We start from the raw sequence: 13,540 nt of genomic DNA, 5'->3' as shown, positions 1-13,540 counted from the left end.
CTGTCAGGCGCGGACCGCGGGCGCGTCGGTGCCGATGTGCCGCAACAGCCCCGGCAGGTAGCGCGCCAGCGTTGCGCCGCGTGCGGCCATGAACAGCAGCAGCGCGAACCAGAGGCCGTGATTGCCGAATGTGCCGACGGCGGCGAGTGTGGCCACGACGAAGATCGAGAATGACGCGACCATGGCGCGCATCAGCGATTGCGTCTGCGTGGCGCCGATGAAGACGCCGTCGAGCAGGAAGCCCCAGACCGACACGATCGGCGAAATCGCGGCCCACGGCAGGTAGCGCAGCGCAACGTCGCGGATCTCGGTCTGGTCGGTCAGGCGCGCGATGATCCAGCCGCCGGCGGCCCAGTACACGAGCGCGAACAGCAGCGCGCCGAGCGCCGACCAGAACAGCGTGACGCGCACGGCCTGCCGGAAGGCGCGGCGGTCGCGCGCGCCGGCCGCCGCACCGACGAGCGCCTCGGCCGCATGCGCGAAGCCGTCGAGGCCGTACGCCATGAACGTCTGGAAATTCAGTAGCAGCGCGTTTGCCGCGAGCGTTGCATCGCCCTGTTTTGCACCGAGGTGCGCGAACCAGCCGAATGCGCCGAGCAGGCACAGCGTGCGCAGGAAGATGTCGCGATTGAGCGCGATCAGCCGCTTGAGCGCGACGCGGTCGGCGAGCGCATGCGCGACGATCGGGGCGAGGCCGCGCGGCCGCAACCGCCACAGGATCCATGCACCGAGCGCGAAGCCGCATGCGTCCGCGGTGGCGGTCGCCGCGCCGATGCCGGCGATGCCCCAGCCGAAGCCGTAGACGTAGAGCAGCACGGCGCCGATGTTCACTGCGTTGATGAACACCTGCGCGACGAGCGCGAGCCGCACGCGCTGCATGCCGAGCAGGTAGCCGAGCACGACGTAGTTCGCGAGCGCGAACGGCGCGCTCCAGATCCGCGCGTGACTGTAGGCAAGCGCCGTCGCGCGGACGGCATCGCTGCCGCCGAGCGCGGACAGCGCAATTGACAGCAGCGGCACCTGCAGCGCAAGCACCGCGACGCCGAGCGCGAATGCGACGATCAACGCGCGCAGCAGGTTCAGGCGGATCCCGGCGGCATCGCCGGCACCGTGCGCCTGCGCGACGAGGCCGGTCGTCCCCATCCGCAGGAAACCGAACCCCCAGAACACGAAATTGAAGAACAGCCCGCCGAGCGCAACGCCGCCGAGGTATTGCGCGCCGTCGAGGTGGCCGGCGACGGCCGTGTCGACGGCACCGAGGATCGGCTGGGTCAGGTTCGCGAGGACGATCGGGAACGCGAGTGCGAGGACGCGCCGGTGCGTGACGGTGGCCGAGCCTGTGCCGGCGCCGTGCGGTAACGCGGATTCGGACATGGCGGACGCGTCAGGCGCGTTCCTGCACGCAGACCCACGGCGAGACGACGACCGCCCACAGCTCCGGATTGCGCGCCGCATAGTCGGCGGCGGTTTCGGCCGGCATGCGCGCGACGAGGCCCGACGACAGCCAGCGCGTGACCTGTTCGGCATCGTCGTCGGCAACCGCTTCCGCGACGCTGACGAGATCGAGGTCGCGTGCAACGGACAGCAGCTTGCCCTGCGCGAAGAAGCGTTCGAGATCGCACCAGTCGATCTTGGCGGTTTCGCCGAGGAGTTTGGCGTAGAGCGGGCTGTGCGACGCGCCCGCGTCGGAGTGGTGATCAGAGGACATCGTTTTCTTGGAAAGACTGCGTGGTGGCGCCACTATAAACCATCCGGCCGGGCGGGCGGCGCGGGTGGCGGCCGGCTTACGCGTCGCGCAGCGCGCGGCGCACGATCTTGCCGGTTGCGGTCATCGGCAGGCTGTCGACGAACGCGATCGCACGCGGATACTCGTGCGCGGCGAGGCGCGTGCGCACGTGCGCCTGCAGCGCCTGCACGAGCGCATCGTCGCCGGTGTGGCCGGGATTCAGCACGACGAATGCCTTGACGATCTCGGTGCGCGTCGCGTCGGGCACGCCGATGACGGCCGCCATCCGCACCGCCGGATGCGTGAGCAGGCAGTCCTCGATCGGGCCCGGGCCGATCCGGTAGCCGGCGCTCGTGATCACGTCGTCGTCGCGGCCGACGAAGCGCACGAAACCGTCGGCGTCGATCATGCCCGTATCGCCGGTGAGCAGGTAGTCGCCCGCGAACTTGTCGCGCGTCGCGTCGGCGTTGCGCCAGTATTCGAGGAACATCACCGGGTCGGGGCGGCGCACCGCGATGCGCCCTTCGACGCCGGGCGGCAGCGGCGTGCCGTCCGCGTCGACGATCGCGACCGCATGGCCGGGCACGGCCTTGCCGATGGCGCCCGGCTGCGCATCGAACAGCGCCGCGCACGACGACAGCACCATGTTGCACTCGGTTTGCCCGTAGAACTCGTTGATCGTCACGCCGAGTGCGTCGCGCCCCCAGGCCGTCAGTTCGGTGCCGAGCGACTCGCCGCCGCTCGCGACCGATTTCAGCGACAGCGCGTAGCGTTCGCGCGGTGCCGGGACGGTGCGCATTAGCTTCAGCGCGGTGGGCGGCAGGAACGCGTGGGTGACGCCGTGCCGTGCCATCAGTGCGAAGGCCGCGTCGCCATCGAATTTCTCGAAGCGGCGGGCGAGCACGGGCACGCCGTGATGCCATGACGGCAGCAACACGTCGAGCAGGCCGCCGATCCACGCCCAGTCGGCGGGTGTCCAGAACAGGCGCGCATCGCGCGGGAAGCACTGCTGCGACATCTCGACGCCCGGCAGGTGGCCCAGCAGCACACGATGCGCGTGCAGCGCGCCTTTCGGCTTGCCCGTCGTGCCGGACGTATAGATGATGACCGCGGGATCGTCGGCAGCCGTATCGGCCGGCACGAAGTCGGGCGTTTCGGCGGCGAGCGCCGTGTCGTAGCGCAGCACGCCTGGCGTGTCGGGCGCATCGTCGCCGATGCAGTAGACGGCATGCAATGTCGGCAGCTGTGCGCGCAGCGGCGCGATTTTCGCGTAGCCGGCCGCGTCGGTGACGAGCGCGGCCGCCTCGCTGTTCGCGAGCCGGTATTCGAGCGCATCGACGCCGAATAACGTGAAGAGTGGCACCGCGATCGCGCCGAGCTTGTAGGCGGCGAGGTGCGCGATGGCCGTTTCGGGCCCCTGCGCGAGAAAGATGCCGATGCGGTCGCCATGTCGCAGGCCGGCGCGCACAAAGCTGTTTGCGAGCCGGTTAGAAGCATTCCTCAGGTCGTCGAACGTGAGGCGGGAAACGTCGCCTTGCGCCGTTTCGTGGATCAGCGCGAGGCGTCCGCTGCCGTCGGCCCATTTGTCGCAGACGTCCACGCCGATGTTGTAGCGCGCCGGAACGTCCCATGCGAAGCGGGAGAGCAGGTCGTCGTAGCGGTCGGTGGCGGGCAGCATCGCGTTGTCTCCTGTGCGGCGAGCGTGGTGTCGGGCGGAAGGCTTACATCAGGGTTTCACGCAGGCGAATCCACAATGACGTCTGAGGGCATGGAATCTTCGTACTCGTCCAGTAGCCTTGGCTCAGTGCACGATTCCACAATGACGCATAAGATCACGAAAAAACAGTGTGTGACCATGGATTTGCTTCTGATAGCTGCGGGGTTCAGCCTGATCGGGATCGGCCTGCTGGTAGCGTTTGCGCGTCACGTCGATCCGTTGTCCGGCCGTTTCACCGGACGTCTGCGTAAGCGCTGACACCATCTTTCCCGATGTTTGCCGCGACGGCACGCGATGCGCGCCGGCATCGCGTGTCGCCTATCGGGCGCTCAGCGCGCCGGCAGGTAGCGTGACGGGTCGATCGATCGGCCGCCGTAGCGCACCTCGAAATGCAGCGCGACGCGATCGCTGTCGCTGTTGCCCATCTCGGCGATCGACTGCCCCTGCGTGACCGACTGGCCTTCCTTCACCAGCAGCGCGCGGTTGTGCGCGTAGGCGGTCAGGTAATCGGCGTTGTGCTTGAGGATGATCAGGTTGCCGTAGCCGCGCAGCCCGTTACCCGCATAGACCACCACGCCCGGCGCCGCCGCGATCACCGGCGTGCCCGGCGAGTTCGCGATGTCGATGCCCTTCGATTTCGAGCCGTCGAACGTGCGAACCACGTTGCCGGCTGCCGGCCAGATCAGCGCGATGCTCGTGGCCGGCTTGACGGCCGACTCAACCGGCGCGGAAGGCGCGGGGCGGGCCCGGCCGGCGCTGCCGGTACCGGTGGTCGACGGTGTCGATGCGGTGGTCGTGCCGGGCGCCGGCGCGACGCGCAGCACCTGGCCGACTTCGATCGCATCGGGGTTCGTCATCTGGTTCCAGCGCACGATGTTCGATACCGACGTGCGGTTGTCGCGCGCGATCTTGTAGAGCGTGTCGCCGCGCTCGACGCGATAGAACCCGGGGCCGACAGGCGCGGAGCCGCACGCGACGAGCAGGGCGGCGCAGGCGGCTGCGAAGAGTCGCTTCGTTGTTGTTCCGAACATTGAACCTCGCAAAACCCTGCCGCTCGTGACGCGGCAGGCAACACAAAACGTCCGATTTTAACGGGTTCGACCCGCGCACCGCAGTTTGGGCCGTTGCCGGGGCCGTCGCGCGCCGGTTCGGCGCGCTGCGTATTGACGTCTCGGCGGGCGTATCAGCCGGCGAGCGGGAGGACGCGAATCCTCAGCGTGGCCGTTTCGGTCGCGCCCGGCGCGAGCATGCGCAGCCCGAGGCCGTTGTGGATCGCATCCGGCAGCCCGAGCCACGGTTCGACACAATAGAAGTCCGAATCCGGCTTTTCGGTCCAGGTCGTGACCGCGTACCACGGGATCGAGCCCGGCACGTCGAGCGCGATCTCGATCGTGCGGCGGCGGCCCGGCATCACGATGCGCACCGGCGTGGCCGGCGCGCCGTCGAGGCAGTGGAAGCGGTCGAGAATGTCCGGGTTGTCGAGGCGATAGCGGGCTTCGCCCGGTTCGGGCGTACTGATCGAACCGTCCGGGAGCTGCGCGCAACGATGCGTCGGCGGCAGTTCGAGCGTGGTTTCGGTGCGCTCGCCGTGCGGCAGCGCGAAATAGAAATGGTGGCCGGCGTAGTAGGGCAGCGGCGTGTCGCCGCGATTGGTTGTCGTCAGGGCGACTTCGAGCGTGTGCGAGTCGGCCAGACGGTAGGTCGTTTCGAACCGGAAATCGAACGGGTAGCTCGCCCGCAGCGCGTCGGTCGCGTCGAGCGCCATCGACACCGCGGCGCCATCGGCCGACGGTTGCGCGGCGAACGGCAGGTCGCGCGCAAAGCCGTGCATCGGCAGGTCGCGCACCACGCCGGCGGCGTCGCGCCAGCGGCCGAGTTCGCCGTCGACGCGGTGACGGCCGAGGAACGGGAACAGCAGCGGGTTGCCGCCGCGCACGCGCGCAAGGTTGCTCCAGTCGGCCGTTTCCGGCCAGAAGATCACCGGTTCGCCGTCGACATGCCAGGACAGCAGGCGGCCGCCGAATTGCGGAGCGACCCTGACGAGCGACGGGCCGGCGTGAAGTTCGTGAATCTCGTGTTGCTGGAAGGTCGGCATGGCGAATCGGGGTGGGCGGGTGGACGGGAACGGCGCGCTCCATTATCGGGCCGTGGCGGCTCGGGGAAAACCCTTCTCGGGAAATCGCGAGTTTTTAAGACTGTCAACGGTCGGGATAATGCCTCTAAACCGGTGAGGTTGCCGGGTCATGACACTTCGTGGAGGGGGCCATGGATCTGGCAATGGCAATGGGTATCGCACTGTTCGGCATGTTCACCGGCAGCACGGTATTATTTTTCTATCAGCTCGGCCGCTGACGGCAATTCCTGCCGAAGTCGAAAGGCCCGCCATGCAAATGGCGGGCTTTTTGCTTTCTGTGTGCTTACAAATTGCAAGCGTTTGTGTGCATGGCCGCAATACCCTGCCAAATGCCTTGGCGCGGTAATCCTGGCTCGGCATAATCGGGGCGCGTTTTTTCGGACGCGCATCGCGTCGTCCGCTTTTCTCCCCGCTTAATCTTCACTAAAAGGATCGACGCGTGAGTCTCTGGTTTCTGGTATTCCTGAGCGTCCTGCAGGGCGTCACCGAACTCTTTCCCGTCAGCAGCCTTGGTCATACGCTGCTCGTGCCGGCACTGTTCGGTATGCACATCGACAAGCACGCACCGCAACTGCTGCCGTTCCTCGTCGCGCTGCACCTTGGCACCGCACTGGCGCTGCTGTGGTATTTCCGCGCGCGCTGGATCGCGCTGATCAGTGGTTTCTTCGCGCAGCTCGGCGGCCGCAAGAACGACGACGGGCACCTGATGTGGGCGCTCATCATCGGTACGATCCCGACCGGCATCGTCGGGCTGCTCCTCGAGAAGCGCATCGAACGCGTGTTCCACGACCTGCGGATCGTCGCGATCGCGCTGATCGTGAACGGCGTGTTGCTGTGGCTCGGCGATCGCATCCAGCGCAGCCGCGCGCATCAGGCGCCCGAGAAGATGACGTTCAAGCAGGCGTTCTTCGTGGGTCTCGCGCAGATCGGCGCGCTGATTCCGGGTTTCTCGCGCAGCGGGCTGACGATGATCGCCGGCAATGCCGCGGGGCTGACGGCGGAGAAGGCCGCGGAATTCTCGTTCCTGCTCGGTACGCCGATCATTTTCGCGGCGGGGGTGCTCGAGCTGCCGAAGCTGTTCCATGCACGCGACCAGCTCGCCGATGCGCTGCTCGGCGGCGTGCTGACGGCGATCGCCGCGTACCTGAGCGTGCGGTTCCTGATGCGCTATTTCGAAGGGCGTGGCCGGCTGGCTTCGTTCGGCGTGTATTGCGTGATCGCCGGCGTGTTCTGCCTCGGCTGGTTCATGATGCATCCGCAGCCGGTTTGATGTCGCGGCGGTCCGTCTCGCGTGATGTGACGCGATGATCGGGTATAATTTTGGGCTCGGCTTCATGCCGGGCCCGTTTTGTTTCGGGGCTTCGAGGTGGGTGGTTCTGCTGCCGCTTGAAGTCTTGTGTCAAATTCGGCCCGCGCCGGCCGTGTCTTTTCTCCCCGACCGCCCTTAGCTCAGTTGGATAGAGCAACGGCCTTCTAAGCCGTAGGTCACACGTTCGAATCGTGTAGGGCGGGCCAGTAAAATCAATGGGTTACATGTTTTTTTGTATGTGCCCGGCATCCCTCTGTCTCGCTAGGTCTACACTAGGTCTACACAATTCATATCCCGGTCTGGGGCGGTGAGTCGGCACCATATGTGTATGGCGAGGCACGCGAGCAGCCCCGCGATAGCCATTGGCGGCGACTGCGAACGCAACTTCACGGCGTGTGGCTGGCCGTTGCCGACCCGAAGCGGTCCTTTGAAGCTGCGGTTTCCGAACGACTGTTCGCTGGCCGGATCCGAACGTCGACAATCCGTGCTTCCGACCGCCAGCACCCACCCTCGAAGCCTCTACCGCACTGGGTTGCTGGACGAAGCAATCGAAGCGGAGCGTGCGAACCGTCTCACAGGCAAAACTGCGACGATCGCGCATTGGATGCAGCAACCGCGTCGGCATTCAGTTCTATCACGACGACATCGATACCTCGAAGTGGCCGTATCGCCAGTCAGGCCCGGCCGGCACCAACATGCTGGTCGCACTGGAGACGCGCCACACGGTTCTCGCACCCGATAGGTGTCCCAGTGGTCGGGAAAGCAGGTGCATACTTAGTTAAGCGCGCGGCTAACCATGATCAGGTCGCTTCGGGATATTGCGCCACGAAGAGGTCGGTCGCATTCGTAGTGAGCGGTTTGGCGCCGCTCACCGGCTTGACCACGACAACTATTCCTTCGCTGGAGAGGCGGGCCCGCGGAGGATCAATCCATAATCCTCGCGCAGCTCACGATCAACTAGGTGGAATCGTTCCAACCCGAGGCTGGTCCAATGAGTCTCTTCGATATGTTCCAGCACGATGATTTGAAAGCCTCCATGCGCGTCCATTTCCTTGACGAAACCGTTGAGTTCGCTTAGCACGACGTCAAGGCTAAGGATATCGTCGGTGGGCTTCCCGTCGGTCCAATACGGCGTACTGGGTTGGTCCAGCACCAAGAACGATGGCATCCAGGGGACACGCTGAAGTTTAGCGATCTCGTGCAGTGCCAGAAAATAGGCGACATGCAGGTAGAGGTAGTTCGACGCACTGCCAATGTCCGGCATTTTCTCTGTCTGCGAGAGATCCGGGGAGTACAGGGTGATCAGGCGGTCCCGCTCGGCAAGATGCGCGGAAAAGCCCTCGTAACCCTTGAGTTTCAGCCGCGTTAACCGTGCATTGATGCGTCGGTTGAGTTCTTCCTTGGTGTGGGCGGTCTTCTGCCGGTTAGCGTCGACTGCTTCCTGCAGTTCTCGGATGGGCGCATCGAGGTCGTCGTTGATAACCGGTTGGCGCAGGTCGTCGCGTCTGGCATAGAGTTCAAGCTTCGACTCGATCCGGCCAAGATACCGATGGTAGGTCTGCGGACTCAGGCGCATCGCCTGACTGTGCTGTAATTCCGCCTGTCTAGCACGTAGATCGACGATGCGCCTTTCGTTATCATCGATCAGCGTTTGTACCTCCTTGAGAAAGGGGAAGGTGTCGCGGCTGCGGATGGCTCGCTGAATATCGTCCAGTTCCATCTTGAGGCGCGAAACCACCTGATGGGCCAGGAACGACGGAAACACCTGCTCTAAATCGGCGTCGAATATGCTGGCCGGTTTAAGTGCATCGGCCATGTTCCGGAGCGCACCTTTATGGTGGTCTCCGTTTTCGACGAAAGCCACCAACCGGCGGTTCTTCGTGCGTAGCTCAAAAATCTCGGCTTCGATTCGATCTGCCTCATCGAGCTGTGCTGGCAAGATATCGGCCATGTCGAGCGCTAGCCGGAGTGCAGTAATCTGTTCCGTAGGCGTATCCGGGAAGTTGTCGACCAGGCCGAAAGACATGGCTTCCCGGCCGAGCTGCTCAAGCTCGTCGGAGAACGCGTGGACCGCCTTGTCATAAACCCCCTGCTTTCTCGCTTGCGCGGCCTTCTTGCGTTCGAGGTCGGCCAGTTGACTGCGCGCGAGCGCTGTCTTGACGTTCTCTGCACCGATGGCCATGCGAAAAGTCCGTTCGATCCCCTCCTGGTATCGTCCATCACTTGGACGGATGTACAGATAATCCGGGGCGATGATGGTCGTCTGATCCTGGTAGCAATGCGCCAGGAAGTTGCGAAACGAGACCTTTTGACCAGCCTGGATGAACTTGCCACCGTAAGGAACCTTCAACTCGGGATCGATACCGAAAGCCTTGTTGAGGACCCGCTTGAGGTTATCGATACGGATATTCGGTGTCGGCCGTTCTGGGATGATTCCATCCTCACTGAAGTAGGCGCGCTCGCTGTCCTGTTGCGCCTCCGAAGGGCGGGCAATGACCAGCTCCTTGCCGTCGATGGTCAGCCTGATGCCATACCAGTCGACCTTGGAATCGATATTGGTCTTGGATATACCCTTGGTTTCACTGGCCAGCAGGCAATAATCGATGATGAACAGGATGGACGATTTTCCCTTGCCCGCGTCGCCGGTAATTACGTTGACGTGGTTGTGTCGAAATTCCAGATTCCTGAGCTGCTGGTCTTTCTGCCAAAGGAGAATGTTCGATATCTGAATGTTGCTCACAGCGCTATCCGAAAGGTTTGATACAGATCAACGGCTGGCTCACGCAGTAGTGTGGCCAGGTGCGGACCGGCGCCCATGATGTCGCTGGCTGTCTTACCGACGCGTGCCGGCTTGCTATCGTCGAACAAGACTTTCTCAAGCACAACGTCACTGTTAACCAGCTGGGTCATGCCCATCTCGCAGGCAAGCAAGATAGTGTTGAGTGAGGTCAGAGACAGATCGCTGAAGCGTGCGCTGACGGTGGTGAAAGCTTCGGGGCGCGACAGGATCAGATCCTTGCAACTCACGATAACGGTGCGCTGATCCTTGAGCGTTTTGCGAATGCTGCGGTCGAACAGGAGAGGCAAGACGAGGAACGCTTTGGAGAGCGGGAGTCGCCAGTCCGGTGCGTGCTGCAGGGCTGTCTGCAGCGCAACTGTACCGAGCAATTCGTTGGTGGACAGGGCACTCATGATTTGAATTTCGCCTCCCAGTCCTTCGTCCAGCCGATTCTCGGCTGATCCGACAGGCTGATGAATTTGCCACGGCTCATGGCGATCGGCAGCGAATTCTTGTTGGCAGTCAGCGACTCCCTGATGGTTTGCTTGTAGCAGGCATAAGCCGCTTTGCGGTGTGCTGCCTCGTCGGCATGCGCCTCGCGGTGAGTATCCCGATGGATCTCTGTCCAGATACCGTGCGCGCTGTTTTCCAGCCGGAGATTTTCAACTTGCCCGAAAAGTCCGCGGTCGCGCAGTTCCTCGATGAAGTCTTCGGCGACCTTCATCTCAATGCCGCGATCGATGATTTCGTCGGGTGCGACATCGAGCTCGGCAAGCTGCGCCTGGAACTTACTGTTTAAGAAGGACAATTCTTGCGGACGGCGATAAGAATAATGGCGATCCACAAACTCTTCAAAATTTGCTTCGTCAGTCCTCGCGGCCGTCAGAATCAGCCCGAATCCCATCCGTTTGCGGAAATCATCGAAGGAAATGCTGACCTTCTCCTTCGCACAGATGGTCTTGAACTTGTGCTCCTTGAAAGCCCCAATCAAGGCTTGGCGGGTCGCTAGGAGTCGGCTATCCGGCACTGAGAGGTAAGTCAGGAGCGAGTCGATTCGCGCGAGGATCCCGTTGTTGTCCGCATGGAACTCGAAGCGTTCAAAAAGAAAGCGCAGGTCGACATCGGATGCTTGCGCCAGCGCCCCGGCGTAGCCCGCGATCGGATTGGGAGATGCCTCGGGGGCTTTCTTCGCGTCTGTAGCAGCGATGTCATGGTGCGTCTCACGAATATGCGTGACGATCGCATCGATGTCTTTCTTGGGGGCCTTGAGCAGACTGATAAGTGTCTGGCTGTTCAGTGCCTTATTCGTATACAGTCGAAAACCGACCTCGCCGTGCTGCGGTAGTTCGGGTAACGCTTTAAGCCAGTTGGCGAGCGTTTTCCACAGGTCGCAGTCACGATCCGTGATGTTGCCTCCGGACAGGCTATGCTTGACCTGATACAGGAGGAACTTGCTCGATATCGTCTCGAGGTGGATGTCGTCAAAGACTTCGAGCCCGAGTGATTCGCCAGGCTTGAGTTCCAGGAGTTTTTCGATAAACACCAGATCCTGGAATTCAAAGCCGAGCGAGGTTTTGTCTGCCGAAACTGCGTCTAGATGGCCCATGTTTGTTATATCGTTGTACGGCGATTTTAATGAATGGCGCCCACGCTGCGAACGCAGGCACAATATCGCGCGCTCGATCATAACGTCCGGATCGACGCGTGGCTATGCCTGACGACCACAGGTACAGTCCAGGCGTGCATTAGCCCCCTCAGTGTCCGCTCCCCGTTGCGGAGCCGCCGCCCGGATGAGCAGTTAGCGATGGTGTCAATCGGCCGCTTCTGGCCGGCTAGTGCCTGATGACGCTTGGTGGGAGCCGACGCACAAGAGCCCTCCGATACGCCTTGGCAAGGTGGTAGCCGAGGGTTTCACAGGACAAAACTTTCACTCGCATCAGCCGATAACGCGAAGAGAAACCACCTGGACGGTCGCCGGACAGCCAGCAGGCCCCATTCGATGCGCCCATTCACCTGCCACTTCGCATGGGCCTGCGCGGTTTCCACTCGTTTGCTCAAGGACTCGGGATGCACAAGCTCAGTTTTAAGCAGAAGCTGTGGTTGCCGCTGATCATCAGCCTCGTCGCGTTGCTCGCTGTGTCCGTATCGGCGGCGTGGCAGTCGCGCGAGACGCGGATCGAGGAACGTAAGCACGACCTCACGAACATCGCGCACGTCGGGCTCGGCATCGTGACGGAGTATGCGGTGCTGGCCCAAAGCGGCGCGCTGCCCGAGGCCGATGCCCGCAAGCAGGCACTCGAACGACTGCGCGGCGTCCGCTACGGCGAAGACGGCTATTTCCTCGTGATCAACTCGAAGCCGCAGATGGTGATGCATCCGATCAAGCCGGCGCTCGAAGGCAAAGATCTTTCAGGCAGCGCGGATGCCGACGGTCGTCACCACTACGCGGCGTTCGCGTCGGCTGCACAGGCGCCGGACGGCGGCTTCGTCGACTACGTGTTCCCGCATCCGGGCGCGGTGTCGGCGCAGGCGGTCGGCAAGATCGGCTACGTGGTGCGCTATGCGCCTTGGGACTGGATCATTGCAACCGGCGCCTATGTCGATGACATCGACGCTGCGTTCATGGCGTCGCTGTGGCTGATCGGCGGGATCTTCCTAGCAGTGTCAGCAGTACTCGTGACGCTCGTCGCGGTGACGAACCGTAGTATCGCATGTACGGTCGGCGGCGATCCGGCCTATGCGGCGAATGTGGCGGAAGCGATCGCATTGGGCGACCTGACCGTTACGATCCATACGCGCGACGGCGACACGTCGAGCCTGCTGCACGTGATGCGGCGAATGCGTGACGCGCTGACCAGCACTATCTGTCAGATCAAGCATGCTTCCGACAACGTCGCGTGCGGCGCGAACGAGATCGCGAACGGCAATGCGGACCTGTCGTCGCGCACCGAGAGCCAGGCGGCGTCATTGCAGGAAACTGCGTCGAGTATGGAGCAGATGACGGCGATGGTCCGTCAGACTGCGGACAACGCGCGCACCGCCAGCGAGCTTGCGGCCGGCGCCACGAAAATCGCGAATCGCGGCGGCGACATGATCACGCAGGCCATCGCGGCGATGAAGGGTATCTCGAACGAATCGGGCCGCATGGTCGAGATCATCGCGACGATCGAGGGTATTGCGTTTCAGACCAACATCCTCGCGCTGAATGCGGCGGTCGAAGCGGCGCGCGCGGGCGAGCAGGGCCGCGGCTTCGCTGTCGTCGCGAGCGAGGTGCGCAGCCTCGCTCAGCGTAGCGCGACCGCGGCGAAGGAAATTCGCGAGCTGATCGGTCATGCGGTGGGCAGCGTCGGCAGTGGTGCGACGCTGGTCGAAAACACCGGCTCGACGATCGACGAAGCGCGCGACGCGATCATGCGTGTGACAGGTGTCCTGCAGGAGATCGCGGCGGCCGCTGCGGAACAGAGCGCCGGCATCGATCAGGTGAATCTCACGGTCACGCAGATGGACAGCATGACGCAGCAGAACGCGGCGCTCGTCGAGCAGGCGGCAGTAGCGGCGCAATCGCTGAAGGAGCAGGCGATGAGCCTGCAACGCTCGGCTGCGGCGTTTCAGGTAAACGACGTCGACGCTAACGGCGGTGCACCGCTCGCGCCGGCTTCGGCGCAACACCGCGCAGTGTTTGCGTAAGGACCGGCGCCGCAATCTCGCGGCGAATCTCGCGGTCTATGGCACGTCCGTGCGGCTTTTGGGACTGTCACCTTGCGACCCATACCCGACATCGGCAGTACGGGTTTGGGCGCCCAGAAGCTGACGCTCGTACAGTCGAGCAACGAAGAAGATGTCGCCGCAGGCCCGTGCTCTCGATGGAGGTTGGC

11 protein-coding genes and 1 tRNA gene are annotated in these 13,540 nt (G+C 63.3%); 4 read left to right on the top strand and 8 right to left on the bottom strand.

The window, feature by feature from the left end:
* Positions 1-3: 3 nt before the first annotated feature.
* From QZM67_RS26295 to QZM67_RS26285, 3 genes are all read right to left on the bottom strand, one after another.
* On the bottom strand, positions 4-1,374 hold the full coding sequence (locus QZM67_RS26295) for an MATE family efflux transporter (protein ID WP_301807824.1): 1,371 nt from the start codon (positions 1,372-1,374) through the stop codon (positions 4-6).
* Positions 1,375-1,384: 10 nt separating this feature from the next.
* Positions 1,385-1,708 (bottom strand): DUF2288 domain-containing protein, encoded by a 324-nt coding sequence (locus QZM67_RS26290; RefSeq protein WP_043182308.1) that lies wholly within the window; start codon positions 1,706-1,708, stop codon positions 1,385-1,387.
* 76 nt (positions 1,709-1,784) lie between these two features.
* Positions 1,785-3,404 (bottom strand): acyl-CoA synthetase, encoded by a 1,620-nt coding sequence (locus tag QZM67_RS26285; RefSeq protein WP_301807821.1) that lies wholly within the window; start codon positions 3,402-3,404, stop codon positions 1,785-1,787.
* Positions 3,405-3,545: 141 nt separating this feature from the next.
* Between QZM67_RS26285 and QZM67_RS26280 the strand changes: the two genes are divergently transcribed.
* On the top strand, positions 3,546-3,701 hold the full coding sequence (locus QZM67_RS26280; RefSeq protein WP_155291875.1) for a hypothetical protein: 156 nt from the start codon (positions 3,546-3,548) through the stop codon (positions 3,699-3,701).
* A 71-nt stretch (positions 3,702-3,772) separates the two neighbouring features.
* Here QZM67_RS26280 and QZM67_RS26275 read toward each other — a convergent pair whose 3' ends face one another.
* Both QZM67_RS26275 and QZM67_RS26270 read right to left on the bottom strand, forming a co-directional pair.
* Positions 3,773-4,474: a peptidoglycan DD-metalloendopeptidase family protein gene (locus QZM67_RS26275; RefSeq protein ID WP_301807818.1), complete on the bottom strand. Its 702-nt coding sequence runs from the start codon at positions 4,472-4,474 to the stop codon at positions 3,773-3,775.
* A gap of 152 nt (positions 4,475-4,626) precedes the next feature.
* The gene (locus tag QZM67_RS26270) at positions 4,627-5,538 is read right to left on the bottom strand and encodes an aldose epimerase (protein WP_301807815.1); all 912 of its coding nucleotides are present in this window, start codon (positions 5,536-5,538) and stop codon (positions 4,627-4,629) included.
* Positions 5,539-6,016: 478 nt separating this feature from the next.
* On the opposite strand from QZM67_RS26270, the gene QZM67_RS26265 reads away from it, so the two are divergent.
* Together QZM67_RS26265 and QZM67_RS26260 are read left to right on the top strand one after the other, a co-directional pair.
* Positions 6,017-6,847, top strand: coding sequence for an undecaprenyl-diphosphate phosphatase (locus QZM67_RS26265; RefSeq protein WP_043182315.1), 831 nt, complete (start codon positions 6,017-6,019; stop codon positions 6,845-6,847).
* A 168-nt stretch (positions 6,848-7,015) separates the two neighbouring features.
* Positions 7,016-7,092, top strand: a tRNA-Arg gene (locus QZM67_RS26260).
* 683 nt (positions 7,093-7,775) lie between these two features.
* On the opposite strand, the gene QZM67_RS26255 is transcribed toward QZM67_RS26260, so the two are convergent.
* From QZM67_RS26255 to QZM67_RS26245, 3 genes are read right to left on the bottom strand one after another with little or no spacing between them, the layout of a single operon-like run.
* Complete coding sequence (locus tag QZM67_RS26255) at positions 7,776-9,626, bottom strand: DUF3732 domain-containing protein (RefSeq protein WP_301807810.1); 1,851 nt, start codon at positions 9,624-9,626, stop codon at positions 7,776-7,778.
* On the bottom strand, positions 9,623-10,078 hold the full coding sequence (locus QZM67_RS26250; RefSeq protein WP_124674258.1) for a three component ABC system middle component: 456 nt from the start codon (positions 10,076-10,078) through the stop codon (positions 9,623-9,625). Before QZM67_RS26250 ends, QZM67_RS26255 begins: the two co-directional genes overlap by 4 nt.
* Complete coding sequence (locus tag QZM67_RS26245; RefSeq protein WP_301807805.1) at positions 10,075-11,271, bottom strand: hypothetical protein; 1,197 nt, start codon at positions 11,269-11,271, stop codon at positions 10,075-10,077. The genes QZM67_RS26250 and QZM67_RS26245 overlap by 4 nt, the downstream gene beginning before the upstream one ends.
* Positions 11,272-11,732: 461 nt before the next feature.
* Here QZM67_RS26245 and QZM67_RS26240 point away from each other — a divergent pair, with 461 nt between their 5' ends.
* A complete protein-coding gene (locus tag QZM67_RS26240; RefSeq protein ID WP_301807802.1) occupies positions 11,733-13,352 on the top strand; it encodes a methyl-accepting chemotaxis protein in 1,620 nt (539 codons plus the stop codon).
* Positions 13,353-13,540 lie beyond the last annotated feature (188 nt).

It is taken from the genome of Burkholderia sp. AU45251, assembly GCF_030482905.1.
GTDB lineage: Bacteria > Pseudomonadota > Gammaproteobacteria > Burkholderiales > Burkholderiaceae > Burkholderia > Burkholderia aenigmatica.
The sequence above is the reverse complement of the archived record's forward strand: the minus strand, read 5'-3'. Positions and strand labels throughout refer to the sequence as shown.